Origin of the sequence: Methanobrevibacter sp. (genome assembly GCF_030539665.1) — an archaeon.
Lineage (GTDB): Archaea > Methanobacteriota > Methanobacteria > Methanobacteriales > Methanobacteriaceae > Methanocatella.
This window is the reverse complement of the sequence record NZ_JAUNXR010000005.1, coordinates 88,229-112,680: the sequence shown is the minus strand read 5'-3', so window position 1 is coordinate 112,680 and position 24,452 is coordinate 88,229. Positions and strand designations below refer to the sequence as shown.

The following is a 24,452-nucleotide window of genomic DNA, read 5'->3' as shown; positions in this document are numbered from 1 at the left end:
TCAAAAATCGATATGAAACAAAAAATAATAAAAATTATAAGGTTTCAACAAGACTGGTTAATACTTGATTAAGCAAATAATAAGTGTCACTAATAGATTTTAGAAATATCCGTTATCTACAGATTTCTGACAGGTAATAGATATGTACTTAATTGGAAAACAGGAGATGAAAAAATAATAGAAACCTCGATAATTTCAATCCCTGAAACCTATTAGTACGAAAAGATTATAGCAACTATTATTTAAACATATCTAATTATACTTAAACAAAATTAATAAAAAAATATAAAAAAACTATTTTTATCAAATTAGAATTAAATAATTATGAATAATTTTAAATAAAATATAATTTATTCTGAAAAATTTTTAAACGATCAACATAAGTCTAAAAAAAATATAGAAAAAAAACATATTGCAGAAAAGATTTCAAACAGGCAACAACAAGCCCCTAGAGTTTCGAAAATATCATTATTGATAAGCTAATGTTTTGGTAATAGACATATGCTTTTCATTGAGTAGGATATGAAAAATACAACCACTTATAATAACTACTATTTTCAAAACTCAGAGGCTTATTATATAATAAGTAGAAAAATATTTATAAATTTTTCGGAAAATAAGACAAAATATTTGAATAAAATATCAAAAATAAATAAAAAAATATTATTTTATTAATAAAAATCAAATAATATTCTATCATAATGAATATAATTTATTAAAAATATTAAAAAATTTTCAAAAAATAAAAAAGATTTAAAAAAATGACCAAAAAAAATTTAAAAATATAATCATGATTGAAAAAATTAGATAAATTTTAATAAAAAAATTAAAAAAATGAATGAATGAAATTAGAATACGGATAAATCAAATTAGTTGGATTGTCTCCAAGTATTCCCGCAGTTTGTACAGCGAATAAAGTATGTTGGTGCTTCATCTGCAGATCTTGTTTGTACAACCCACCAAACACCTTCGGTTCCACCACATTTATAACATGTGATCTTTTTGGTAGGCATTGCATTGCTTGCTTTATCAGTAACTAGAACTTCCATTTGAGGATTGATCTCACCCTCAACTTTATAATTCTCTTTATCATCTAAATCTGATTCATAGCCACAGCTACATTTTAATTTTCCGTTTTTTGGAAGTAATACAGAACCGCAATCCGGACAAAATTCCATAAAAAATCACCATAGAAATATTAGCTATAAGAATATATAAAAATTTTGAAAAAAAAAGAAAAAATAATTTGAGGTTAACCCTCAACCATAATAAGCTTACCCGATGACGGATCCTTATAAACCTTACCCATTTCCATATACCCCTGACCTGAGCTTTCTGACACATCAGGAGTTTCATTTAGTAGTTTACCCTGATCCACTTCACTAACCTGCTTCATTTGTTCCATGACCTTTTGCTTTTCATCCTGGGACATGTCGGAAAATACAACGCTTTGCATATTCCAACTCATAACGATGAAAATTAAAAAACCTACAGCAATAACAAGCATTGCATCTACAAGGTTAGCAGTTCCAGCCATAGGATCCTCTTCAACCTGAGAATGCCTACGTCTTCTTTGCTTTTTTCTAACCATAAAAAATCCCCTTATCTACCCATATAATCTAGAACAGCATCAGATAAGGCATCTAAATCTGAAATGTATTTATCATACCATCTTCTTCTGATTTTGGAAATTACATAACATAATGCACCACAACCAATACCAACAATTGTTGTGTTAAATGCAACAGTCAATGAATCTGCAAGTAAATTAATATCCCCAGCACCTAATGCTGCAAGACCTGGCCCCATAGGAATTAAGGTACCCATCAAACCTAAAGTTGGCCCAATACGTGTAATAATATCAGTTTTTTCTAAAGTTTTATCAATTTTTTCTTCCTCATTTTCAACTAGCTTACGTGCTAACGCTTCTCTTGTTACCTTATCCAACTGTTTGGAGTCAGCTATTTCGGTTAAAATCTTCTTTTGTGAATTTGGAATTTTCACATTATCAATAATATTTTTTAAATCCTCAATTGAAAGGGCAGTGCTTATGCTGAAAATAGCATCAGAAATCGTAGAAACCGAAACCTTCTTTCTTGAAGTATATTCTGATATAAAACCACCTAAAACTATGATTGAAATAGCCACCAAAATTAATAAAATAACCAGAACAGGAATAGACAAACTTTGAGAGATTACATCCAAAGTTCCTGTCAAATATTCGCTGCCTGCTATAGTTGTACTCATAATATCACCAAATCATTATTTTAAAAGAGCTTCACTTCTTTTATTCAAAATTACGCCTACAATAATCAATAAAACAATTATTAAAATTACTCCCAAAATTGTTCCAGGAGAGGATATACTAAGAGAATTTGAACTTTTTCCTAATGCTTCTATAACATTTGGGATTACAATAGCAGATAATAGGAAATAAGCTCCTAAAAATAGCATAAAATTACCTAAAACAATAGGATATGGTTTTTTAATAAGGTTCATGATAGTATTTGAAGCAAAAAATGTTATTGCCATAACAGCGACTAATGCAATAGCTACAATTATGCTTAAATGAAATATTCCTATACCAATAGCTGGAGCAACAACCAATATGCTTACTACTATTGATCCGAAACAACATGGGCATGGTGCGATAACAACCAAACAAGTAGCAGTGCTTGTGTTTTTCTCATGCACTTTCCACTCCCTAATTGTTAATAAACCTGCAAAAATCATAATAAGTGCCATTAAAACATAAAACAAACTGTTATATGAATAAATAGCTGCAGTTAATTCATCTGCGAAAAATGAAGCAATATATGAAACTATTAAAACACCTATAGCATAACTACCGCAAATGCCTGCAAATAATTTTTTAGGTATGTCCGCAAGGCCTGAAGCCAAACCTAACTTAAACCCAAATACTAAAACGGCGGCAATTACTCCCAATTGCCATAACATATTCATTATATCCATTTTTTCTCACCATATTTTATTGAAATTCCAATATGATTAATAATTTATAAATTATACTATATAAATTGTTTTTATAGAAAATTAAAAATCCAAAGACTTATAACAATTATAATTGGGAAAAACTGAAAATAAAAAGGTTTAAAGGATTTTTATAAAAAATTAAAATAAACTTAAATAAAAAAATAAAAACAATTTTAATAGAAAAATTATAAAACAACTTTTATTAAACAGATGAAAAAATAGGCAGAGCAAACATTAAATTTAAAATTATAAAAAAATAAATAACTAATCAAGTAATTATTATAGGTAAAACCATGATTTGGGACAAAGAAAAAGAATGTATGCCAAGAGAAGAACTTGAAGAACTACAATTAAAAAAACTTCAAGCAATAGTAAAAAGAGCTTTTAATAAAATTCCTTATTACAATAAAAAATATAGTGAAGCCGAAGTATATCCTGAAGATATTGAAACTCTTAAGGATATTGAAAAACTTCCATTCATTACAAAAGATGACTTGCGTGAAAGCTATCCATTCGGATTGTTTGCAGTAGATCAAAAAGAAATTAAAGAAGTTCACTCATCCTCAGGAACTACAGGCAAACCAGTAGTTTCCGGATACACTGAAAAAGATTTAGATACATGGGCAGAAACCATTGCAAGAGGACTTACAATGATGGGTCTTGGAGAAGACGACATCATACAAAATACTCACGGATATGGATTGTTCACTGGAGGATTTGGAGTTCACTACGGATCCCATAAAATTGGAGCTACAATCATACCGATTTCAACAGGCCAAACAAGAAGACAGATTGAAATTATGAAGGACTTTGGAAGTACTGGATTAATTTTTACACCATCATACGGTATCCATTTAGGAGAAATTGCACTAGAGGAAGGAATTGACCCTAAAAAACTAAACATCAAAGCAATCGGATTTGGAGCTGAAATGTGGACTGAAGAAATGAGGCAGAAAATCGAAGAGATATTTGGTGCTAAAGCATTCAACATCTACGGATTAACTGAACTTATGGGTCCTGGTGTTGGAATCGAATGTATCGCCCAACAAGGCCTTCACATTCCTGAAGATATCTTTTACCCAGAGATTATTGATCCGATTACAAAAGAGAATTTAGGTCCGAATCAAAAAGGTGAACTGGTTCTTACAAACCTTGAACGTGAAGGAATGCCTGTAATCAGATTCAGAACAAAGGACATCACCTCCATTACCTATGAACCATGTGAATGTGGAAGAACCTTTGCAAGAATGAGCAGAATTACAGGAAGATCAGACGATATGATTAAGGTAAAAGGAGTAGCTATTTTCCCATCACAAATAGAAAAGGCATTGCTCAAAGTTGGGGAAGTTGAACCTCATTACATGATTATCGTAACAAGACCTGACGTATTAGATGAAATCGAAGTAAAAGTTGAAGCGTCTGAAAGTCTTTTCTTTGACGGTGTTAAGGAAATGGTTAACATACAGCAAAAAATCGGAAAATCAATTGAAAATGAGACTGGAATTAGAGTAAAAGTAACACTTGTTGAACCTAAGAGCTTACCTAGATTTGAAGGAAAAGCCAAAAGAGTAATTGATGAGAGAAATTTACATTAAGGGGAGATTTAAATGAAAATCAAGCAATTATCAATTTTTTTACAAAATAAGGAAGGAAGCCTTTATGATGCTTTGGAAATTTTAACAAATGCAGATATCAATATCAAAGCCCTTTCACTTGCTGATACATCAGATTTTGGAATTTTAAGAATAGTGGTCGACGATCCTGAAAAGGGTATTGAAATACTTAAGGAAAACAATTTCCTTGTAAAGCCAACAGAGATTGTTGCCATTGAAATGGATGATTCTCCAGGAGGACTATCTTCAATTTTGGGAATCATTAAAAAGAACAATATTGATCTTGAATATCTGTATGCTTTTACTCATAACAAGGCAGACAAAGCTATTCTCTTACTTCATACAGACAATTTGGATGAATTAGTTTCATCTTTGGAAAAAGAGGATGTTGTAATAGTAAGTCCGGAAGAAGTGTATAACTTATAGAGTAGTAAAAATACTACTCAAATCTTATTTTTTTAAAAAAATTATAAAAATGACTTGAAAAATTCTTCAAACTCCTCATCATCCATTGGTTCTGGAATTGAATAGTTTGAATTATTTAAAATATTTGAAGCAAGCTTTCTGTATTCACTAGCTTCTTCTGATTCGGGATATTTTTCTACAACAGTTTTTGCATCTAATTCACTTTCCTGAATTAAATTACTCCTATTAATTATACCACATAGATTAGAGTTAATTTTTTTAGCAAATTCCTCAACAATTTCAATTTCATTATCTACATTACGGCAATTGCAGATAATCCCTGCCAATTTTCCCTTGAGTTTCTTAATTCCCTTAACAATATTGTTAGCTGCATACAAGGACATGTACTCACCAGAAGTAACAATAATTACCTCATCAGCATATTTTTCACGCAAAGGCACTGAAAAACCTCCGCAAACAACATCCCCCAGGACATCATAGATTACAATATCCAAATCGTCATTAAACACTTCCATGTTTTCAAGCTTCTTCATAGCAACAATTACGCCACGTCCGGCACAGCCGACACCAGGTTCGGGACCTCCGCTTTCAACACATTTTATGTTTTTATAGCCTTCAAATACCAAATCATCACGAGAAGGATTTCTATTATCTTTCAAAGTGTTAACAACTGTAGGAATTCTTTCACCATAAATTGTACGTGTTGTATCTGCTTTCGGATCACAACCAATAACCAAACAATCAAGTCCATCATCTGCATAAACCGCTGACAAATTAGCTACAGTAGTACTTTTTCCAATTCCGCCTTTCCCATAAATAGCTATTTTCTTAATCATTAACATCCCTCTCAATCAATTTATATAAAAAATCATTTTCACGTGCCTTAAAAGGAAGTGCAACAGCAACATTGCATCCTTTCGGAGCTTCTTCAATGTTTTCTCCTTCAATTTGCATAGAATCAACAATGTGTTCACGTGAACCTGTAGTAGTACCTTGAATTAATATCTTATCTCCAATTTTCAAATCATCATGAATCTTAAGTTCCGCTACCTTAACTTTATTATAATAATTTACAACACGGCCAATGTCCTTTTTAATGTATTTGGATTGATTGTCTTCGCTTTTCTCAAATGGTATTTTAAAGTAAAAGCCCGTATCGAAACCTCGATTAAATACCTCAGACAATTCATCCACCCATTTAGAATCTGTGCTGTAGTTATTTGAATCCTCCAAGTAACTGTCGATTGCCTGTCTGTAAATTCCAGTAACCTTAGCCGCATAATCTGGGCTTCTTCCCCTACCTTCAATTTTAAAACTAGCAATTCCCGCATCGATAAGTTCTGGAATATACTCTATCATACACATATCCTTTGGTGAGAAGAAATTGGTCCTATAAGAACCGTCATAAGATTTTGAAATAACAAAAGACTCATCATCAATTTCAGTTATGTTGGAAACGTTGTCCTCAGAATCTTCATCAAATGAAAGAGTCCAATTTTTACGACATGGCTGTAGACAGTCCCCACAATTTGCACTTCTGCCATATAACGCATTGCTTAAAAAACATCTTCCAGAAATCGCCATGCACATTGCCCCATGTACAAAAACTTCTGTTTCGATAGGGGAATTTTCAGTAATCTTTTTAATCTGATCTAAAGAAAGCTCTCTTGAAAGAATGGCTCTTTTAGCCCCTAATTTTTTAAGAGTTTTTAAAGTAAAAGAGTTGGATATGTTTTCCTGGACACTAATATGAGCTTCTAGCCCATTGTCAACAGTGTCTTCAATCAAACCAATATCCGATAAAATAAGGCCATCAATATCTGCTTCAGCAATCAACGGCAAATTTTCTTGAAGTTTAACAGCGTCATTTTCATTTAGGACGATGTTAGTGCAAAGATATGTTTTAGCAGAATATTCTCTGGCTATTTTTGATACCTCTTTAAGATCATCAAAAGAAAAATTGTTTGCATTGGCCCTCATATTATAATCATCAAGACCAATGTATGTAGCATCTGCACCATTTTCAAGAACGGAACGCAAAGCTATGAAATTTCCTGCCGGAGACAATAATTCTACCATAAAAAATCTAAGGTTTATAATAAGTTTCTGCTTCTATATCATCCGGAAGGTCAGTAGGGTAACATTCATTAAGACAGCCCAAACATAAATCATCTGCAGGCATTCCAATAGCCTTTACCAATGATTCCAAACTAATGTAACCTAATGAATCAATGTCAAGTTGTTCTCTTATTTCCTCCACAGTATAATTTGCAGCAATTAATTCTTTTTTAGTAGCCATAGCCACACCATAATAACATGGAGCTATAACTGGAGGACATCCAACTAAAAAGTGAATTTCAGCAGGCTCCGCTTCTTTTACAAGTTCAATTAAAGATTTTGAAGTGGTCCCACGAACAATACTGTCGTCAATCAAAATAATTTTCTTGCCTTTGATTGCATCTTTTATAGGATTTAGTTTAAGTCTTACTGCAAGCTCTCTCTCTTCCTGTGTTGGCATGATAAAAGTCCTTCCAACATAACGATTTTTAATTAAACCTTCACCATATGGAATTCCAGATACTCTTGAATAACCAATAGCTGCTGGAATTGAAGAGTCAGGAACAGGAATTACAACATCTGCATCAATTGGGAATTGTTCATAAAGCTGTTTTCCAATATTCAATCTAGTTTCATACACATTAATTCCGTCAATTGTACTGTCGGGCCTTGCAAAGTATACATATTCAAACATACAATGAGCTAAATGAGTATGTTTAGTAATTTCTAAAATATGAGAATTGATTTCATTATTTTCAAAGTAAACAACTTCTCCAGCTTCAACATCACGAATAAACTTAGCGTTAATAACATCCAATGCAACGGTTTCTGAAGCTACAATATAAGATCCGTCCTTTTCACCTATGCATAAAGGCTTCATACCTGCAGGATCACGAACAGCATACAATTTACCATTTACAAGAATGGTTAAAGCATAAGAACCTACGAGTCTTTTAGAAACTGCTTCAATGGAATCTATAATATTCTTTCCATGGTCGTGATGCTCCTGTTTGAGCATATAACATATAACCTCAGAATCAGTGTTTGATTTAAATTCATAACCTTCCTCTATCAATTCATCTCTTAAACTTGCGGAGTTTACAATATCCCCATTATGAGCCATTGCTATAAATCCGTCATCGAAATCTGTAACAAAAGGTTGTGAATTTTCAAGTTTTGACTGGCCTGTAGTAGAATATCTTACATGACCAATACCCATATTACCAACAAGATTATTGATTTCATAATCTCTAAAAACGTCAGTAATTAATCCCATACCGCAGTAATAGTTTAATCCAGAATCCGGATTATAAGTAGCTATTCCTGCAGACTCTTGACCTCTATGCTGAAGCGCATATAAACAAAAATAAACAAAATGAGAAACATCCTTTGAAGTATCTTCACAATGTATTCCCACTACTCCACATTTATCTTGCAATTCCCCATGCATGTATAAACTTCCTTCAAATTATATAGATATTAATTATTATCTTCATTCTACTATAAATAATTATTAATCAAAAAAATTTGTTATATTGTCAGAAATGTTGAAATCAGAACTGTTTTCAGAATCTACATTTTCTTCACGATTCATATCATCTAATTCATCTTTTAATGAACCATAATCATTATCTAAAAGCATTAAACTAGTATTAACGATTTTAAGCCATTCAATTGCAGATTGCTTATCTCTAGCACCAATATAACCCTGACCAATAATAATATCCTCTGGTTTAAATTTATTTGTAGCTAAAACTACCTTATCTTCGTTTGATATTTTTTCTTTAAAAATTTCTAGCCAAAGTTTTTCTAGATTGAATACTTCCAAGATATCTTTTTTATGAATATCTTCAAAACGTGCTTTGAAAGTTGAGAAATTAGATTTTAAATTGGAAATAGTATCTTCAAGATTAGATATTTCCTCTTCCAAATCAATATTGCTCTGATTAATAACCTTATTTTCTTCGATTAGCTGATTATAATCATCCAATAAGTTATTGTATTTTCTAGTTAAGTTTAATAATTTGTTTTCTAACGTGTGAATATTAACTATATTTAAAGAATAAGTAAGACCTGCTTTTATAATGGCATTTAGAATCTCGGTTTTTGCAGAACCATAATCGAAATTATTATGATCATCGATAATATTGTTATAATTGAATAATCCTATATGATTATAATCGTCTTTCAATTCATTAGAAAGAATATTGTAAGTCTCATCATGGCCAGAACCACCAATCAATATGATATCTGCACCATCCGCTACTTTTTTAGCTATTTCCAAATCGGTGGTTGGGATAATTGATGATACAATAATATTATAATCCGTTTCCAAGTCAATATTGTTAATGGATTTTGATACGAGTTCAGCCATTTCAGGACCTGAAACAATCAATCTAACATCCACCTTACTTACAGAAGAATTATCAATATTCATATTATCTAAATTCCATTGATTTTTTTATGCCAATTCCAAGCAGAATCAATAATTGTCTCCAAATCGTGTTTAGGTTTCCATCCCAGTTTATCTTTAATTTTAGAAGAATCTGCAACCAATATTTCAGGGTCACCTTCTCTACGATTACCTATATTAACAGAAAAGTCCTTTCCAGTGACCTTTTTAGAAGTGTCGATGACTTCTTTAACTGAATATCCTTGACCATTTCCTAAATTAAATACATCCGAATCGTTTCCTTCCTTCAAATATTCATATGCTTTAATGTGAGCGTCAGCCAAGTCGTTTACATGAATATAATCTCTAATGCATGTTCCATCAGGAGTATCGTAATCGTCCCCATAAATAGAAATATTATCCCTAATTCCACTAGCCGCATCCAATATCAAAGGGATAAGATGGGTTTCAGGATTGTGAAGTTCACCAATTTCACAATCGAAATCACATCCTGCAGCATTGAAATATCTTAATGAAACATAATTAAAATCACCCTTTTCAGCCTCTCTTTCAAGAGCCTTTTCAGTAATGAATTTAGAATGGCCATAAGGATTGATTGGTTTTAAATCCTGATTTTCTGTAATTGGAACCTTTGTTGGATTCCCATATACAGCTGCAGTTGATGAAAAAATTAGTTTGTCCACATCAAATTCCCTCATTAACTGCAAAAGATTTAAGGTATTTTTATAATTATTTTTTAAATACATTTGTGGTTGTTGAATAGATTCTGCAACTGAAGTAAAGCCAGCAAAGTGCATTACAGCGTCAATATCATATTGTTCAAATATTTCACGAATGTCAGAACTACCAATGCTATTGTTGACAAATTCTCCCCACTTAACAAATTCTTCATAGCCATTTACAAGATTATCCAATACAACAGTATCATAACCTGATTTATTCAAAGCCTTATTAGTGTGAGAACCAATATAACCGGCTCCACCAGTTACCAAAATCATTAATAAATCACCTATAATAATTTACCTAATTTAAGTAATGCCTTAGGAGATACTTTGATTAAACTTTTAACAAGCTCTGTAGTAGAAATTTGTTCAAAGTTTACATCTTGGAAAGCTTCCGCGATATTATCAAGTTCAGCATCATCTAAAGTTAACATATACTCTTGAACTTTCTTATATTTGTCAATTTCATGTTTTAAGTCATCACGAGCTCTTTTATCATACTCTTTAAGGAATTTTTTAGAGCAGTCACCAGCTTCAATAGCTTCAGCAGCTACCTGACCAGCATACATTCCACCAGTCATTCCGCTGATAATTCCTCCACCGGTTAATGGATTAACCTGACCTGCAGCATCTCCACAGATTAAAAGGTTGTCATCATACATCTTTTTAGGCATTCCGCCAACAGGATCCCCACCTACATTTAATTCAACAGGCTGTGCGTTTTTAGTGTAAGGACAATTTTCAATAAACTCATCCAAATATTCAATAGCTGGTTTATCTGCCTTATGTGCAAGAACTGCCAAACCCACATTAGCAATATCATCACCTTTAGGGAAAATCCATACATATCCACCAGGAGCTACGCTACCGAAATAGAATTCAATTACTCCTTCCCTTTCAAATTCAACACCAACCATTTCATATTGAATACCTGATTCCATCTCTTTCGCTTTAGTGGTAGGTTTCATTCCAGCCCATCTTGCAACATGACATTCAGGACCGTCAGCACCAATAACGATTTTGGCTTTAATGTCTTCTTTTTTACCCATTGATTCAGTATGGACAATATAACCATCATCAACTTTTTCAAGACCTGTCGCTAAGGTTTTTACTTTAATTTTAGCTCCGGCACGAGCTGCATCCATTGCCATGTATTTATCAAATACTTTTCTTTCTAAAATATAACCTGCTTCAGGCAATTCGATTTCCTCTTGAGTTAACCAAACATCAGTCCCATTTGGTGAAACTAATCTTATACCATCAATTTCTTTTGTAATCCAGCGTGGATTTAAATCTACACCAACTTTTGCAAGTCCTTTTTTAGATACTCCTTCAGCACATCTTTTAGGAGAACCTATTTCAGATTTTTTATCCATCAAAATAACATCTGCTCCACCTAGAGCAGCATATCTTGCTGCAGTTGAACCAGCAGGCCCAGCACCTATAACCAATACATCAGTTTCAATCATAAAATCTCTCCTTATTCCTCTTTTTCTAATGCGTCAATAGGGCAAGCCTTAACACATGTATCACATTCTCTACAATCTTCATCATTAAAGACTAAACTATATTCTTTAACTTCAATTAAATTTCTAGGGCAAACACCTGCACATTCACCACAAAATGAGCACCAATCTTTAACAATCATAGTAAATACTCCTAAATAATTATAAAATATTTCTATTATGAATTATTAGTTTTACATTATATTTAAAATTATATATTAAAAGATAAAAATAGAAAAAATAAAAAAAAAAATAAAGCTTTAATAGCTATTTAATGAAAAAAAATTCATTTTATAAGTAAAACCGGAACATTTCCGGTTCTAATAACTCTTTCTGAGACACTGCCAATCTGATTTTCATTTAAATCATCATCAAATGTATCTGAACCGAAAGCATGCATAATTACCAAATCTGCACGGGTTTTACGAACAATGGTAGCCATATCCCTTAAAGGATCGCCAGTAATTAAATGTTCAATTGTACTGACACCTGCATTATTGGCCTTTTCCGTGACTTTACCAAGAAGATCATCACCTTTATCTTCCTCATTGTCATAGCTATTAGCTGAAAATTCTTTCAAAACATGAACAGCAACTATTTTGGAGTTGAACTTTTCCGCAATAGCTATTGCATAATCAATAGCCTTGTCACTATACTTAGAACCGTCAACAGGAACCATTATGGTATCAAACATCGACTACTCCCCCAAAAGATAGCTAGCGTCACAATAGCCAATAAAATCATTTACTATTTTATCAACATCTGTACTGTCGTCCTTGATTTTACCGTCGTCCATGAATATTGCCCTATTACTTAATTCCTTAATGAAATCAGTGTTATGAGAAATCATTACAATGGTAATCTCATATTTCTTGGATATCTTTTTAAGAGAGTTGGTAACTGTTCTTAAGGTAATAGGATCCAAATCTCCAAACGGTTCATCCAACAATAAGAATTCAGGTTTAGAAATCAAAATTAAAGCAAGCATTACCCTTACCTTTTGACCACCTGAAAGTTCATATGATTTTCTGTAAAGTACATCCAAAGGCAAATCAAGACTTTCGAAGATATCTTCCACAGCTTCACGAGTTGCAGTTTCAGGGAATTTCGGGAACAAATCATTCAATATGTCCGGCATTAATCCCACTTGCTGCAGACGTGACTTTGCTTCTTGTTCAGGCAAATCTGTTAATAAATAAAGAGAATCCAACAATTCATCACCTAAACCCAATCTTTTAGCTCTTTCCTTAGCCTCCTTTACAATATTGTGATTTTTATAACCCAATCTTACGGCCAATTGATTCAAAACAGTAGCGTAATGGTTTAAAGCAAATTCCTGATGCATGAATCCCAATTTACTTCTTACAGCCATTCTTCCCATACCTGGAATGTCTATATCGTGCCATTCACCATCAACCTTATAGTAAATGTTACCTTTATCCGGATAGTCAAGACCGCCTAACAACCTTAAAAGAACTGTTTTTCCAGCTCCACTAGGACCTATCAAGCTCAGGATATTCTCTTTTTTAACCTTGAAATTAATGTCATCCACATTCAATACTTCCCCACCAGTTAAAAGATAGAATCTTTTATAAACATCCTGAACATCAATAACATCTTCATCAGTAGCTATATTTTCAATATCAACAATAGGTTCCATTTCAGACATGAAATCATCGGTTATTTTAATCGGATCTCCCTCTTCTTTTATTTTACCGTCCTCAAGAAGAATGACCCTGTCTGCCAAGTATTTTTGAATATCTGGAAGGTGTGATACTACAACAACTGTAATATTCAACTCCTCATTAATCCTTTTAATAGCTGACAATATTTCTTGTTTAGTTTTAGGACATGCCATAGTAGCTGGCTCATCTAAAAGCAATACCTTAGGTTGTTTTGCAAGTTGACGAGCGATAATGAGTCTCTGTTTTTCACCACCACTTAATACAGAGGCATAATGTCCTGATTTGTGGGAAAGAGATACTAATTCAATAATCTTATCTGCTTCCTCTCCAAATTCACTTTCAGCCAAATCAAAATCAGTTCCTGCCTCATCTTCATATTCACGAGCATATAACTTTCTCAAAACATTTTCACGTACTGTTTCTGGCCATAAACCAAAAGATCTTTGAAGATGAATTGCAGTTTCCTTTTTAAGCATGTTATAATAATATTGGGATGATTTAGAATCTACAGTAACATCACCAATTGTAATACTGCCTGAACTAATACGCTCTACACCACGCAAAGCTCTTAAAAGTGTAGTTTTTCCAGATCCACTTTTACCGATTATTCCAAGAATTTCACCATCTTTTACTTCAAAGCTAACATCATCCAAAGCGGTGATTTCGTTACCGTCATCTAACTTATAAATCTTACTTACATTTTCTACTTTTATCATAATCATGCCCCTTTTAAAGTAATGTTATATTAATAAGAATATATATTTATTTGCATGTTAAATAATAAAATAAGTGATTAAAATGAATTGTGAATCAAAAATAAATGAATATTTAGATAAGATTGGAAATGATAAGCTCCTCATGGAAACCCAATTTGCACATATGGAAACCGTTATTAAAGAAAATGAAGATATGGACTACAACACACTAGTCAATCTCTTATCTAACTTTAATACCATCAATATCAAATATGAACAATTATGTAACGACCTAACATTATTCATATCTCTTTTTAAACCTAAAGAAGAGCAAGAAATTAGAATATATAAGACTGAAGAGTTAATTGACTTATTTGAAAAAGAAATATCCAAAATCGATAATAGCCAATAAAAAAAAAAGCTATTATACTTATTTTTTTATTTATTTAATACTACTGCGGTTCCGGTAGCATCAGTTGAATTTTCAGCTATTACTTTTCCGTTTCTAAGCAATTGAACTTTTAAAGGCAAACTTCCGGATACTTTTTCTATGGAAACTGTTACGTTATCCCATGAAGCACAATCCAGCCTTATTGTTTTATTTCCAGTGCCTGAAATATAATTTATGTGATTCGGTTCTCCTGCTTGACCTGCCCAACTACCATCACAAACAATGTTTACCTGATAAGGATAGTATGAATTATCACCTATGCTCTCATTGTCTGTAACTACATTTAACGATGATTGTGGTGTTGGTTTTGTCATGTTATAAACCATGGAGAACAATAAAAATGCAATTATAATAATTCCAATCACAATTAATATCTTTTTTCCAGTACCTATATTCCAACTTTTGTCTCTCTTTCTTCTAGACCCGTAATTTGTATTGGGATCTTGAAGTGGATATGTGCAATTTCTACAGTATATATCAGAAATATCATTTTCATAACCACATCGAGGACATCTTACCATTATTACACCAAATTATCTTTTGTTATAACAACTTTTTTTATATTATCATATTTAAAGTTAATGAAAAATCGGCTTAAAAATGCCTTTTTTTCTTTATACTTAAAAAATTAAGAAGCAATAGATTAGTTAATAAAAAATAGCTTTATAATTTAAAAATAAAGAAATTATAGCTTATTAATTTTAACTTATAACTTAAACTAAAAATAAAAATTCCATGAAAATCAAATAATTTCAAAGAAAGAATAATAAAATTGATTAAATCAATAAAAATCATTGGAAATAGATTAAAATAAATAATACATATAAAATACAAATTATTAAATTAAAAAATAAATAAAGAAAGTTGATAAATAAAAATGAATAGATTATAGCAATAAAAAACAAAAATAAATAACTCTACTCTTTTTTATCAACCCTTATTTCACGACCCTCATTCCTGTTACGATTATACTTTGCCCTATTATAAACATCCATAGTTCCATAAAAAATATCATCTGCAAGGTTTCTGCCCAAATCTGAAAATTTTTCAAGCCTATCAGTATTATCTACAAGGATGTTTTTGATTTCACCCTTTCTTTCTTTTGCCCTACACTTAACATCATCCAAATCAAGATCCCAATTTGAGGACAAATCCCTTAAATGCTGTTTGATATCATCCTTAAGTTCAGAATAACCATTGTTTGAACACTCATCTTCATCTTCAAAATTTTCCTCTTCAATAATTTCATCTTCAAAGAACTCTTCATTTTCGGACACGTCAATCTTATCCTCTGTTTTATCAGGAATTTCACTTACGTCCAATATTTTTATTTTAACTTTTTCATTCTTATCCATGACAACCATCTCCTATTCATGATAATAATTATAAACGTTTTCAGCCACTTTTCTATTCATGCTTTTAACGTTTGCAAGCTGATCAACAGTAGCTTCCTTAACCTTATCTATTGAACCTAGTTCCTTTAAAAGGTTTCTCTTACGATTCTGTCCAATACCAGGAACATTGTCCAAAGATGATTCTGAAATTTTCTTACTCCTGAGTTTCCTATGATAAGTAACGGCAAACCTATGTGACTCATCCCTTACCTGCTGCAATAAATGTAATGCCTTATTGTCTTTAGGGATGATAATTGGACGTGAAGTATTGGGAATGTAAATCTCTTCAAATTCCTTAGCTAGCCCAATAATTGGAATATGTTCTAAATTATTCTCCTTCAAAACCTGACAGGCCATTCCTAACTGGCCCTTACCACCATCAATGACTATCAAATCCGGTTCGCTATCCTTATCTATTCTCTCGAACCTTTTGGTTAAAAGTTCCTTCATCATTTCAAAGTCATTAGGTCCTGGAGTATCTATTCTAAAATGCCTATATTTCTTTTTATTGGGTTTTGCATCTAAAAATGAAACTTTAGAACCAACAGCCAATTTTCCAGAAATGTTACTGATGTCATACCCCTCTATCACTCTTGGAAGCTTTTCAAGTTTCAAATATTTTTTAAGCTCAATTAAAGAGTTTTCCAATTTTTTCTTTTGATGCCTTATTATTTCAGCATTCTTTTGAGCCATATTAACCAATCTTAATTTTATTCCTTTTTCAGGAACTTTGATATAAACTTTATTTCCCCTCAAATCGGTTAACCATTCTTCAAGCAATGAAACCTCCCCAATGCCCTGATTAATGATAATCTGTTTGGGAACATGACGATTGTATCCGTAATACTGCTGTATGAAAGCATAAGTGACTTCCTCATTCGAATCATATTCCGTTCCATTCATTAGGAAATCATCTTTTCCAACGATTTTTCCATTTCTAATCGCCATTACAACAATGATGAAGTTTTCCTTATCCTCAGAAATGGCTATAATATCCTGGTCTAAGTCGTCATCCCCCAACTCTACAAATTGCTTATCCATAATATCCTCTATCGATTGGATCTGATCCCTTAAGACGGCCGCCTTCTCATAGTTTTGTTCTTCCGCAGCTTCCATCATTTCTTTTTTAAGATTCTTAACAATTACAGAATATTTTCCCTGGAAGAACAAATCAATCTTTTCCATTATTTCATTATATTCTTCCTTGGTAATTGATCCATTACAAGGAGCGTAGCACAAATCAATTTGACTGTTAAGACATGGCCCATCCATATTTCGACATGTTCTAACCTTAAAAAGCGATTTTAAGAATTTTACGGTTTTTTTAACTGAACCAACATCTGTAAAAGGCCCGTAAAAACTGCCATTCTTCGTAATGTTTCTTGTAATCAATAACCTGGGAAACTCCTCGTTGGTTATTTTAACATAAGGATACCTTTTATCATCCTTTAGACGTATGTTGTATGTTGGCTTATGTTTCTTAATAAGATTAGCTTCCAAAATTAAAGCTTCCTTTTCAGAATTGGTTACAATATACTCCAAGCTGTTAAAATGGTCCATTAAAATTTTAGTTTTTGGCCTATCCAAATTTTTTCTAAAATAAGACTGAACCCTTTTTATTAGATTTTTAGCCTTGCCTATGTAAATAATATTTTCATCCTTGTCCCGCATTATATAAACGCCAGGTTTATTCGGAAGATTTTCAGGAGATTTAACTTTAGTTGACACGTTAACAACCCCTTATTTATTAAGTTCGACAATATTATCCTTTAAAACTACCTTACCATTTACAATCATAGAATCTAAAACATTATTTATCCTAGTAGCTGTTTTTTTAGATGTTGATTTAAATCCAAAATTTTTAGATGCTTTTTTAGCTAATTTTGATAAGTCAACAGTCTTTTCATCATTTAAGATAAACTCAATGTTTTTCTCAATTTCGGCTTCAGATATAAGATCTATATTTGGCTTGTTTCTTTTTCTAATATTGATATTGTCATTTAAGCCGTTGAACAAGAAATCGTTAACCTTTGTAATATTTCCTGATTGTTCTGAAACCTCAATAGCATCGTTAAGTGTTTTTTTGAATTTGGAACCTGCTCTTTTAACTTCACAGTTTTCCCTAACTCTTTTGATTAATTCGTTAACATGAATAGGTCCTTCGACTTTCACTATGTCGCTGATTACATCAGCAACTTCCACAATGGATTTGTCATAAAGTTCTTTAGATGAATTTATTCCAATATTTTCAGCCATTACATAATCAACAATTTTAGTTTCTTCTGCAGCTTTATTTTCATTATGAATTGGAACCCTATCATATTCGTCTTCTTCGATTTCTTTTTTAATAATTTCAACCAGTTCCTCTTCATTGTTGCCATTTTCTTTATCAACTGCTTTTATTGTTTGTTCTTCTACTTTAATATTGTCATTTATATCCTCTTTAAATTCCACATTATCTCTAAAATCAAAGGAATCGTCATTTTCCACTTCAGCAGTCCTGTCAATTGTGTTTACATATTCATAAGGGTCTTCTTTTTCAATCTCTTTTAAAGATTTGCTTATATAGCTAACGTTATTCTTAAAGTTAGATAATGAACCGCGAACACCACTGCCTGATTTTTCTTTTTTATAAACACTATTTTTTCTAAGAGGATTTTTCATGTCCTGGCTTGCTTGGAAATAATCTCCAGTTTCATAATTCTCATCATAATATTTATCATAGCTATATGAACTAGTTTCATCACCATCCTTTGATGGATAGCTTTCATTAAACTCTGTGAAACTATCATCATTATTGAATTTATCTTTTAAATCATCATTATAATCTTCTGTAAAATTAATATTATCATCGGCAGAATAGTCTTTAGAAGGATCGACATTATCAAAGACAATGGAATCTTTATGAGAGCCATTATCCAAAATACTGTCAAAAACATCATCCACTATCTTGGTTGCCATCTTCTTAATCTCGTCATCCTTATCGTAAACGTTTCCATTGCTGTCTGAAGATGTATAAGGAACATCAATAATTCTCGGTTCTTCTTTGATTACTTGTTTTTGAGGTTTTTTATTGACTTCAACATCCGGGATGAATTTTTCGTTCAAATTATCGTCATAAAACTTGTTGCCTGAAACATTAAGTTTGGTTTCTCCCTCTTTTATATTGTTAACAATTGAGCTGAAAAATCCTTTATTTTTCTTCTCCTCTTTAAATTCAGATTTTTGTTCTTCAGCATCTAAATTTGATGTATTTGACTTGGAAAAAGAAGAATTCCATCTTTCATCATTTTCAATGTTGTTTTTATTAAAACTTTCTTCCTCCTCAACGGTTTTACTATCAAAACCAGCATCATCATAATTGAATGAATCGTCAAAATCATCTTCACCAAATGAATTATCAGAATCATCCCCATCTAATGAAATGCCAACATCCTCAGATGAATCACCCTTAGATATGTCAAAACCATCATCTTCAATGGAATCAAAGTCTATGGAAGAATTATGAGATTTATTGAAACTTTCTTCTTCAACATCATCATCATAAGTTGAATGAGCTACAAATTCGTCATCATGAATATCTTTATTGACCTCCTCCATTACAGAATCATCAATATTTGATTTGAACTTGATATTGAAGTTATTAAGATTAGATTGAGCTGATTTAGACTTATTATTCTCATCATCATCATTAGAGACTTCTTTAAAAAATTCTTCTTTAACATTTTCAACGTCAATAACAGGCTCCAAACCATCATCATGATCAACAACAATCTCATCCACAACATGACCTAAACCATCATCATGATCAACAACAATCTCATCAAGAGCTTCATTTCCAATATTGTCATTTATTACCTTATCAGAGTCAGATTTATCGAAAGCCAATATTGATTTGATGGAGTTTTTAAGGCCACCTGATTTCTTAGATGATTTTTTGATTGAAACTGTCCCATCATCATTGAAAACTTCATTATCTTCCTCCAATTCAATTTCAGAATCATTGATTGTAATAAAACCCTCATCTTGAGTTGAATCATCAGACATGCCAATATTTCCCAAATCATCCACAACAGTAGTATTCTCATCTATTTCATTATAGGAATTATCATCAGATGCGGCAACTTCAGAAGAATCTACAATAATGGTACCCTCATCGAAACTTTCACCAGCATTCAATGCTTCAAGAGCTGCTTTTTCAGCTTTTTCCTCTTCTTCTTGAGCCAATCTTAATTCTTCAGCTCTTTTTTCAGCTTCCAATCTGATTCTTTCTGCCTCTTCCTCTTTTAACTGTAAGTTTTCAGCATGCTTTTGTTTAGCACTAGCAATAGCATTAAGAAGTTTTTTACGGCCCAAATCCCTATTCCTATACCAATCAGTAGACCATAAATGATAAATATTCCAACCTAAACCCTCAAGAACCTGTTCCCTAAGCCTATTCCTATCACGAGCTACTTTACTTGAGGCATAAACATCACCATCAGTTGTTATTCCTAAGAAATATTGGCCAGGATTATTTTCATCAACCAAAGCCAAATCTACCTTAAATCCTGAGCTTCCAACCTGCCTATCAACAATATATCCATTCTCCTCAAGGAAATTAGCTATTGAATCTTCAAATTTTTGTTCTTTTTTAGGTTCAACCATCTGATTTCCTTCAGTCAAGTTTTCTGCATAATATAAAAATTCTTTAAGAGACTTGACCCCAAATGGAGGATTGGCTGTTAAATGCATATCATGAGCTTTGAAATTTGAAAATACGACACATTTTTCACGCGCTCTTGTAATCAATACGTTAAGACGTCTTTCACCACCATCCTGGTTTAAAGGACCGAAGTTTAAAGACATCTTACCTTCATTGTCATATCCGTATCCAACACTTATTAAAATAACATCCCTTTCATCTCCCTGTATGGTTTCAAGGTTTTTGACGAAGAAACGTTCTTCCTTATTTTCAGCGAACAATGGTTCTAATTCTGGCCTGTTTTTACGTTGGAATTCCAATTCCTCCAATATAGCATTTTTTTGAGCAACTGAAAATGTTCCAACACCTAAACTTTTAGTGTCCCCATAAGTATCAAAATGTTCGAAAATAGCTTTTACAACTTCTTTTGCTTCCCCAACATTTGCAGAACTTGATCCTCTGTCATAATAAGTATCAGGATTATAATGAAGTTTTAAACCCAATTCAGGATCATTATGAGACGGTGAAGGATAAACCAATAACTCATCATCATAAAATTGAGTGTTTGAAACTGAAATTAATGACTCGTGACGACTTCTGTAATGCCATTTAAGCATTTTAACCGGAAATGATAGCTTACACAAATGTAGAATACTTTCCATATCCAGAGATGTTGCTTCCTCCTCATAACTTTCCCCATCAGCCATTTGTTCAAAAAATGATGTAGGAGGCAATTGTTGAGTGTCACCCATAACTACTGCGGTTTTTGCTCTCATAAATGCTCCCAATGCATCCTGAGGTTTAACCTGACTTGCTTCGTCAAAGATAACCACATCAAATTGCAATTTTTCATTTGTAGGGTCAAGATATTGTGCAATTGAAAGTGGAGACATCATGAATACTGGTTTTATTTGTTTTATTAAACCTCCAGCTTTTTGAAGAAGTTTGCGAACCGGCAAATGACCGCTTTTTCTTGTAAATTCTCCTGCAAGTATTTGAGCCTCGCTTCCTTGAGCTCCGCCAAAAACGTTTGGAATGTTCTTGTTAAGTTTGTGGAATATTCTTTTACGATTTATCTCCAGAATAGTTTTGTCAAGACTTTTAAACTCATTAATCTTATTATCGTGCAATTCGCCAATGAATGTAGCCAATTGCTGATTTTCTAAAAACATTATGTTCAATAACGCATCGGCAAAATTACCGTAAACTAAAGACTTTATTTCGTCTTTTTTAATATTTCTTTTTTCTATTACATCAATAAATGGTTCGCTGTAAGAACCTGTTAAAGAGTTCTTAGTGCTTAAATACTGAGACCACAAATGAAGACTGGACAATTGCCCTCTCCAATTGTTAAGCTGTTCTTTCCATTGGTCAAAAGTAACGTCATCAACATCTCTCTTAAATATCAATTTGCTTCTTGGATTAAGTTTGTTGTTAAGTTTTGAGAGTTTGTCTTTGAAATCTTCCCCTAAAGAAATGTAATTTGATAAATTATCAGAAGCGTTGATATTGAATAGGTCTTTTGAAAGCAATTCTATTGTTTGATTTGAGAAAACACCTTCACCAACAAGCAACCAAAATTCCTTCATCCATTTTGTAATGGCCTTCAAATCATTGATATTTGCTCCCAAATACCAATATTGACCAAAGTATTGTCTTGCTAATTCCTTGTTAGATTCTATTTTGTTTTTAAAGTCAATAACTACTTTAACAGCATTCAAATCTCTTATAATTTGATTGGTATCCGGAATGCCATGCTTATAATATCTTCCTACAATATTCTCGATTTTTTTCTTGTTGCTGTTGAATAATCTGAATTTCTTATTGGCCAAATCCTGGATTTCCCTGATTAATCCATTGATATCCGCTTGAAGTATATTATCATTAAATTTGTTTAATATTCTTGATTGGGATTGATATAATTCCAAATCTTTGATTAACTTATAAGGATCATCGTTGTTCAATTTCCATATTTGTGAAGTGATTATTGAAGAATCTATAAGGGATGAATTTTTAGATTCTATCATTTTAAATGCCTTTAGCGAATTTGAGAATTCAGATAATGATTCTGGTGATTTGATACCGAATGTCTCATGAAAAAACTGCTTTTCATAAATGAAATTGTCTAAAGCTTGCAATGTATCGATTATCAAAATTTCGATCTCCCTTAAATCAGCAGGAAGCAAACTTTCAGGTGCGCATAAACTCCATGGATTCTCATTTGAAATTGTTTGATAAAGCTCGGCAACACTTTCCAGTTTAAATACCATATCATCAAGATCTTTGATTGTTATTAATTCCGGTTGGTCAAATCTCACCAAAGGAAGTATCTTATCCTTTTTGACAAAATGAACCTCTGCATCTTCCTTCATCCCATATAATTCAAATGGAGATAAATTAACCCCATAATATTTCTGATGGATTACCTCCGGATATTCATCCAACTGTTTTTTGAGAGATTCCAGCTTTCTAATTGTTTGATCCGCATTTATCTGGTCTTCAGCACGTATTGTAGCTGCTTTTTGAAGATCCTTTAAAAACTTTTTACGACGTGTCTTATGAGAATGAAGTTCTAAAACGAATTTTCCAAGACCCACGGACTGAAGCCTATCTTTTACAACTTCCAATGCGGCCATTTTTTCACTTACAAAAAGAACTGTTTTTCCTTCAGCAAGCAATTCAGCTATTAGATTTACTATAGTTTGTGATTTCCCAGTTCCAGGAGGTCCTTCCACAACCAGATTCCTTCCTGCCTTTACATCCTCAATAGCTGCAATTTGAGATGAATCCGCATCTAAAACCTGATACATTGATGCATAGTCCAGTTGAGTATCAATATCCTCCTCTTTAAACGCTTCCTGATTGTTAACTTCAGGATTAAATATTGCCTGTATTAATTCCTTTTGAGTTAAATCAACATCTTTATCCCAGCTTTCAGGATTTAAGTCATTGTACATTACAAATTTAGTGAAACTAAAGAATCCCAATGCTACTTTGGAGTTAACATCCCATCCTTTCATATGCCTTGTAACTTCATGCACTTCTCTTATATAATGGTCAATAACTTCACTATATTTCTTAAATTCAAAATCAGGGAGTTCTATTCCTTCCTCTTTTAACTTAGCTTTAAGGGATATGTTGGTCTGAATTTCTTCCCCCGTCCATGAAAGTTCAAATGATTTTCCAACTTTTTTACGTTCCATTGTTACTGGAATTAAAATCAAAGGGGCCAAATTCTTTTGAGGTTTCTTATTGTCCTTCCATTCTAAAAAGCCAACAGCCAGGTAAAGAATATTGTAACCCTGCTCTTGAAGCATTGTTTTTGCTTGGTTATTGATATAAAACAATCTTTTTTGAAGTTCACTAGGAGTTAAGTTGGTTCTGAGTGTTTTATCCCCATCTGTAAACTTAGAAAAGTCTATTGGAGAATGATTCCAAATTGAAAAACGAGACTTGTCCTCATTTTCTTCTTTTTTGTTAGATGCAAAATACATTTTTTTATTTTGCAAAATAAGATTTTGAAAGATATTTGCACCGGATTGGTTTTCTATAGCTATGGTCTTAGCCCTTAGCTTAAAATTAAGAAGCTGATTTCTTAAAGTTAAGTCCAGTAATTCATTACGTAAATTTTCAAATTCTCTTTCAATTTTATTAGAAGAACGATTAAACATGATGTCACTTAAATAGTACCAAAAATTCGTAAAAACTATAAAAAAACTATATACTATTTATTAATACAATTATTAATAAAGTTTTCGTATTATACTAAAAAGAGTTTAAATGATAATCAAAGAGCTAAGATGTCTTTAATT

General features: G+C 32.2%; 20 protein-coding genes. 3 read left to right on the top strand and 17 right to left on the bottom strand.

Annotated elements, in window-relative coordinates; genetic code table 11:
- Positions 1–869 precede the first annotated feature (869 nt).
- The 4 genes from Q4P18_RS07695 to Q4P18_RS07680 all read right to left on the bottom strand — a co-directional run bounded on the left by Q4P18_RS07695 (position 870) and on the right by Q4P18_RS07680 (position 2,973).
- The gene (locus Q4P18_RS07695) at positions 870–1,178 is read right to left on the bottom strand and encodes a transcription factor S (RefSeq protein ID WP_303337531.1); all 309 of its coding nucleotides are present in this window, start codon (positions 1,176–1,178) and stop codon (positions 870–872) included.
- Between the two features lie 74 nt (positions 1,179–1,252).
- A complete protein-coding gene (locus Q4P18_RS07690; protein WP_303337529.1) occupies positions 1,253–1,591 on the bottom strand; it encodes a DUF2149 domain-containing protein in 339 nt (112 codons plus the stop codon).
- An 11-nt stretch (positions 1,592–1,602) separates the two neighbouring features.
- On the bottom strand, positions 1,603–2,247 hold the full coding sequence (locus Q4P18_RS07685) for a MotA/TolQ/ExbB proton channel family protein (RefSeq protein ID WP_303337526.1): 645 nt from the start codon (positions 2,245–2,247) through the stop codon (positions 1,603–1,605).
- A 15-nt stretch (positions 2,248–2,262) separates the two neighbouring features.
- A complete protein-coding gene (locus Q4P18_RS07680) occupies positions 2,263–2,973 on the bottom strand; it encodes a DUF2162 domain-containing protein (protein ID WP_303337524.1) in 711 nt (236 codons plus the stop codon).
- Between the two features lie 314 nt (positions 2,974–3,287).
- Here Q4P18_RS07680 and Q4P18_RS07675 point away from each other — a divergent pair, with 314 nt between their 5' ends.
- Together Q4P18_RS07675 and Q4P18_RS07670 are read left to right on the top strand one after the other, a co-directional pair.
- The gene (locus tag Q4P18_RS07675) at positions 3,288–4,589 is read left to right on the top strand and encodes a phenylacetate--CoA ligase family protein (RefSeq protein WP_303337522.1); all 1,302 of its coding nucleotides are present in this window, start codon (positions 3,288–3,290) and stop codon (positions 4,587–4,589) included.
- 12 nt (positions 4,590–4,601) lie between these two features.
- Positions 4,602–5,033, top strand: coding sequence for an acetolactate synthase (locus tag Q4P18_RS07670; protein WP_303337520.1), 432 nt, complete (start codon positions 4,602–4,604; stop codon positions 5,031–5,033).
- A 41-nt stretch (positions 5,034–5,074) separates the two neighbouring features.
- Here Q4P18_RS07670 and cfbC read toward each other — a convergent pair whose 3' ends face one another.
- The 9 genes from cfbC to Q4P18_RS07625 all read right to left on the bottom strand — a co-directional run bounded on the left by cfbC (position 5,075) and on the right by Q4P18_RS07625 (position 14,132).
- Entirely contained in the window at positions 5,075–5,869 is a 795-nt protein-coding gene (cfbC, locus tag Q4P18_RS07665) for a Ni-sirohydrochlorin a,c-diamide reductive cyclase ATP-dependent reductase subunit (protein ID WP_303337518.1), read from the bottom strand.
- Positions 5,862–7,112 carry a peptidase U32 family protein gene (locus tag Q4P18_RS07660; protein WP_303337516.1) on the bottom strand — a complete coding sequence of 417 codons (1,251 nt, stop codon included), beginning with the start codon at positions 7,110–7,112 and terminating at the stop codon, positions 5,862–5,864. The genes cfbC and Q4P18_RS07660 overlap by 8 nt, the downstream gene beginning before the upstream one ends.
- Before the next feature lie 7 nt (positions 7,113–7,119).
- Entirely contained in the window at positions 7,120–8,541 is a 1,422-nt protein-coding gene (gene purF, locus Q4P18_RS07655) for an amidophosphoribosyltransferase (protein WP_303337514.1), read from the bottom strand.
- 63 nt (positions 8,542–8,604) lie between these two features.
- Positions 8,605–9,528: a hypothetical protein gene (locus Q4P18_RS07650; RefSeq protein WP_303337512.1), complete on the bottom strand. Its 924-nt coding sequence runs from the start codon at positions 9,526–9,528 to the stop codon at positions 8,605–8,607.
- Positions 9,529–9,533: 5 nt separating this feature from the next.
- On the bottom strand, positions 9,534–10,502 hold the full coding sequence (gene galE, locus Q4P18_RS07645) for a UDP-glucose 4-epimerase GalE (RefSeq protein ID WP_303337510.1): 969 nt from the start codon (positions 10,500–10,502) through the stop codon (positions 9,534–9,536).
- Between the two features lie 11 nt (positions 10,503–10,513).
- On the bottom strand, positions 10,514–11,695 hold the full coding sequence (locus tag Q4P18_RS07640) for an NAD(P)/FAD-dependent oxidoreductase (RefSeq protein WP_303337506.1): 1,182 nt from the start codon (positions 11,693–11,695) through the stop codon (positions 10,514–10,516).
- 11 nt (positions 11,696–11,706) lie between these two features.
- Positions 11,707–11,874, bottom strand: coding sequence for a 4Fe-4S binding protein (locus Q4P18_RS07635; RefSeq protein ID WP_303337504.1), 168 nt, complete (start codon positions 11,872–11,874; stop codon positions 11,707–11,709).
- 143 nt (positions 11,875–12,017) lie between these two features.
- Positions 12,018–12,425, bottom strand: a complete 408-nt coding sequence (locus tag Q4P18_RS07630; protein ID WP_303337502.1) for a universal stress protein — start codon at positions 12,423–12,425, stop codon at positions 12,018–12,020.
- A 3-nt stretch (positions 12,426–12,428) separates the two neighbouring features.
- The gene (locus tag Q4P18_RS07625; RefSeq protein ID WP_303337500.1) at positions 12,429–14,132 is read right to left on the bottom strand and encodes an ATP-binding cassette domain-containing protein; all 1,704 of its coding nucleotides are present in this window, start codon (positions 14,130–14,132) and stop codon (positions 12,429–12,431) included.
- Positions 14,133–14,214: 82 nt separating this feature from the next.
- On the opposite strand from Q4P18_RS07625, the gene Q4P18_RS07620 reads away from it, so the two are divergent.
- Complete coding sequence (locus Q4P18_RS07620; protein ID WP_303337497.1) at positions 14,215–14,523, top strand: hypothetical protein; 309 nt, start codon at positions 14,215–14,217, stop codon at positions 14,521–14,523.
- A 26-nt stretch (positions 14,524–14,549) separates the two neighbouring features.
- Here the strand turns inward: Q4P18_RS07620 and Q4P18_RS07615 are convergent, their stop codons facing one another.
- The 4 genes from Q4P18_RS07615 to Q4P18_RS07600 form a co-directional block, all read right to left on the bottom strand.
- The gene (locus Q4P18_RS07615; protein WP_303337495.1) at positions 14,550–14,876 is read right to left on the bottom strand and encodes a hypothetical protein; all 327 of its coding nucleotides are present in this window, start codon (positions 14,874–14,876) and stop codon (positions 14,550–14,552) included.
- A 603-nt stretch (positions 14,877–15,479) separates the two neighbouring features.
- Positions 15,480–15,917, bottom strand: coding sequence for a hypothetical protein (locus Q4P18_RS07610; RefSeq protein ID WP_303337493.1), 438 nt, complete (start codon positions 15,915–15,917; stop codon positions 15,480–15,482).
- Between the two features lie 12 nt (positions 15,918–15,929).
- A complete protein-coding gene (gene uvrC, locus Q4P18_RS07605; protein WP_303337491.1) occupies positions 15,930–17,684 on the bottom strand; it encodes an excinuclease ABC subunit UvrC in 1,755 nt (584 codons plus the stop codon).
- A gap of 12 nt (positions 17,685–17,696) precedes the next feature.
- Entirely contained in the window at positions 17,697–24,311 is a 6,615-nt protein-coding gene (locus Q4P18_RS07600; RefSeq protein ID WP_303337489.1) for a DUF3320 domain-containing protein, read from the bottom strand.
- Positions 24,312–24,452: the final 141 nt, after the last annotated feature.

What these genes read in the sequence shown, in the direction of transcription:
- Q4P18_RS07625 (WP_303337500.1), bottom strand. Translation starts at nt 14,132, where the DNA reads ATGATAAAAGTAGAAAATGTAAGTAAGATTTATAAGTTAGATGACGGT.
- Q4P18_RS07685 (WP_303337526.1), bottom strand. Translation starts at nt 2,247, where the DNA reads ATGAGTACAACTATAGCAGGCAGCGAATATTTGACAGGAACTTTGGAT.
- galE (WP_303337510.1), bottom strand. Translation starts at nt 10,502, where the DNA reads ATGATTTTGGTAACTGGTGGAGCCGGTTATATTGGTTCTCACACTAAT.
- Q4P18_RS07615 (WP_303337495.1), bottom strand. Translation starts at nt 14,876, where the DNA reads ATGACAAAACCAACACCACAATCATCGTTAAATGTAGTTACAGACAAT.
- Q4P18_RS07640 (WP_303337506.1), bottom strand. Translation starts at nt 11,695, where the DNA reads ATGATTGAAACTGATGTATTGGTTATAGGTGCTGGGCCTGCTGGTTCA.
- Q4P18_RS07630 (WP_303337502.1), bottom strand. Translation starts at nt 12,425, where the DNA reads ATGTTTGATACCATAATGGTTCCTGTTGACGGTTCTAAGTATAGTGAC.
- Q4P18_RS07680 (WP_303337524.1), bottom strand. Translation starts at nt 2,973, where the DNA reads ATGGATATAATGAATATGTTATGGCAATTGGGAGTAATTGCCGCCGTT.
- Q4P18_RS07670 (WP_303337520.1), top strand. Translation starts at nt 4,602, where the DNA reads ATGAAAATCAAGCAATTATCAATTTTTTTACAAAATAAGGAAGGAAGC.
- Q4P18_RS07610 (WP_303337493.1), bottom strand. Translation starts at nt 15,917, where the DNA reads ATGGATAAGAATGAAAAAGTTAAAATAAAAATATTGGACGTAAGTGAA.
- Q4P18_RS07620 (WP_303337497.1), top strand. Translation starts at nt 14,215, where the DNA reads ATGAATTGTGAATCAAAAATAAATGAATATTTAGATAAGATTGGAAAT.
- Q4P18_RS07675 (WP_303337522.1), top strand. Translation starts at nt 3,288, where the DNA reads ATGATTTGGGACAAAGAAAAAGAATGTATGCCAAGAGAAGAACTTGAA.
- Q4P18_RS07690 (WP_303337529.1), bottom strand. Translation starts at nt 1,591, where the DNA reads ATGGTTAGAAAAAAGCAAAGAAGACGTAGGCATTCTCAGGTTGAAGAG.
- Q4P18_RS07660 (WP_303337516.1), bottom strand. Translation starts at nt 7,112, where the DNA reads ATGGTAGAATTATTGTCTCCGGCAGGAAATTTCATAGCTTTGCGTTCC.
- cfbC (WP_303337518.1), bottom strand. Translation starts at nt 5,869, where the DNA reads ATGATTAAGAAAATAGCTATTTATGGGAAAGGCGGAATTGGAAAAAGT.
- purF (WP_303337514.1), bottom strand. Translation starts at nt 8,541, where the DNA reads ATGCATGGGGAATTGCAAGATAAATGTGGAGTAGTGGGAATACATTGT.
- Q4P18_RS07695 (WP_303337531.1), bottom strand. Translation starts at nt 1,178, where the DNA reads ATGGAATTTTGTCCGGATTGCGGTTCTGTATTACTTCCAAAAAACGGA.
- Q4P18_RS07635 (WP_303337504.1), bottom strand. Translation starts at nt 11,874, where the DNA reads ATGATTGTTAAAGATTGGTGCTCATTTTGTGGTGAATGTGCAGGTGTT.
- Q4P18_RS07650 (WP_303337512.1), bottom strand. Translation starts at nt 9,528, where the DNA reads ATGAATATTGATAATTCTTCTGTAAGTAAGGTGGATGTTAGATTGATT.
- Q4P18_RS07600 (WP_303337489.1), bottom strand. Translation starts at nt 24,311, where the DNA reads ATGTTTAATCGTTCTTCTAATAAAATTGAAAGAGAATTTGAAAATTTA.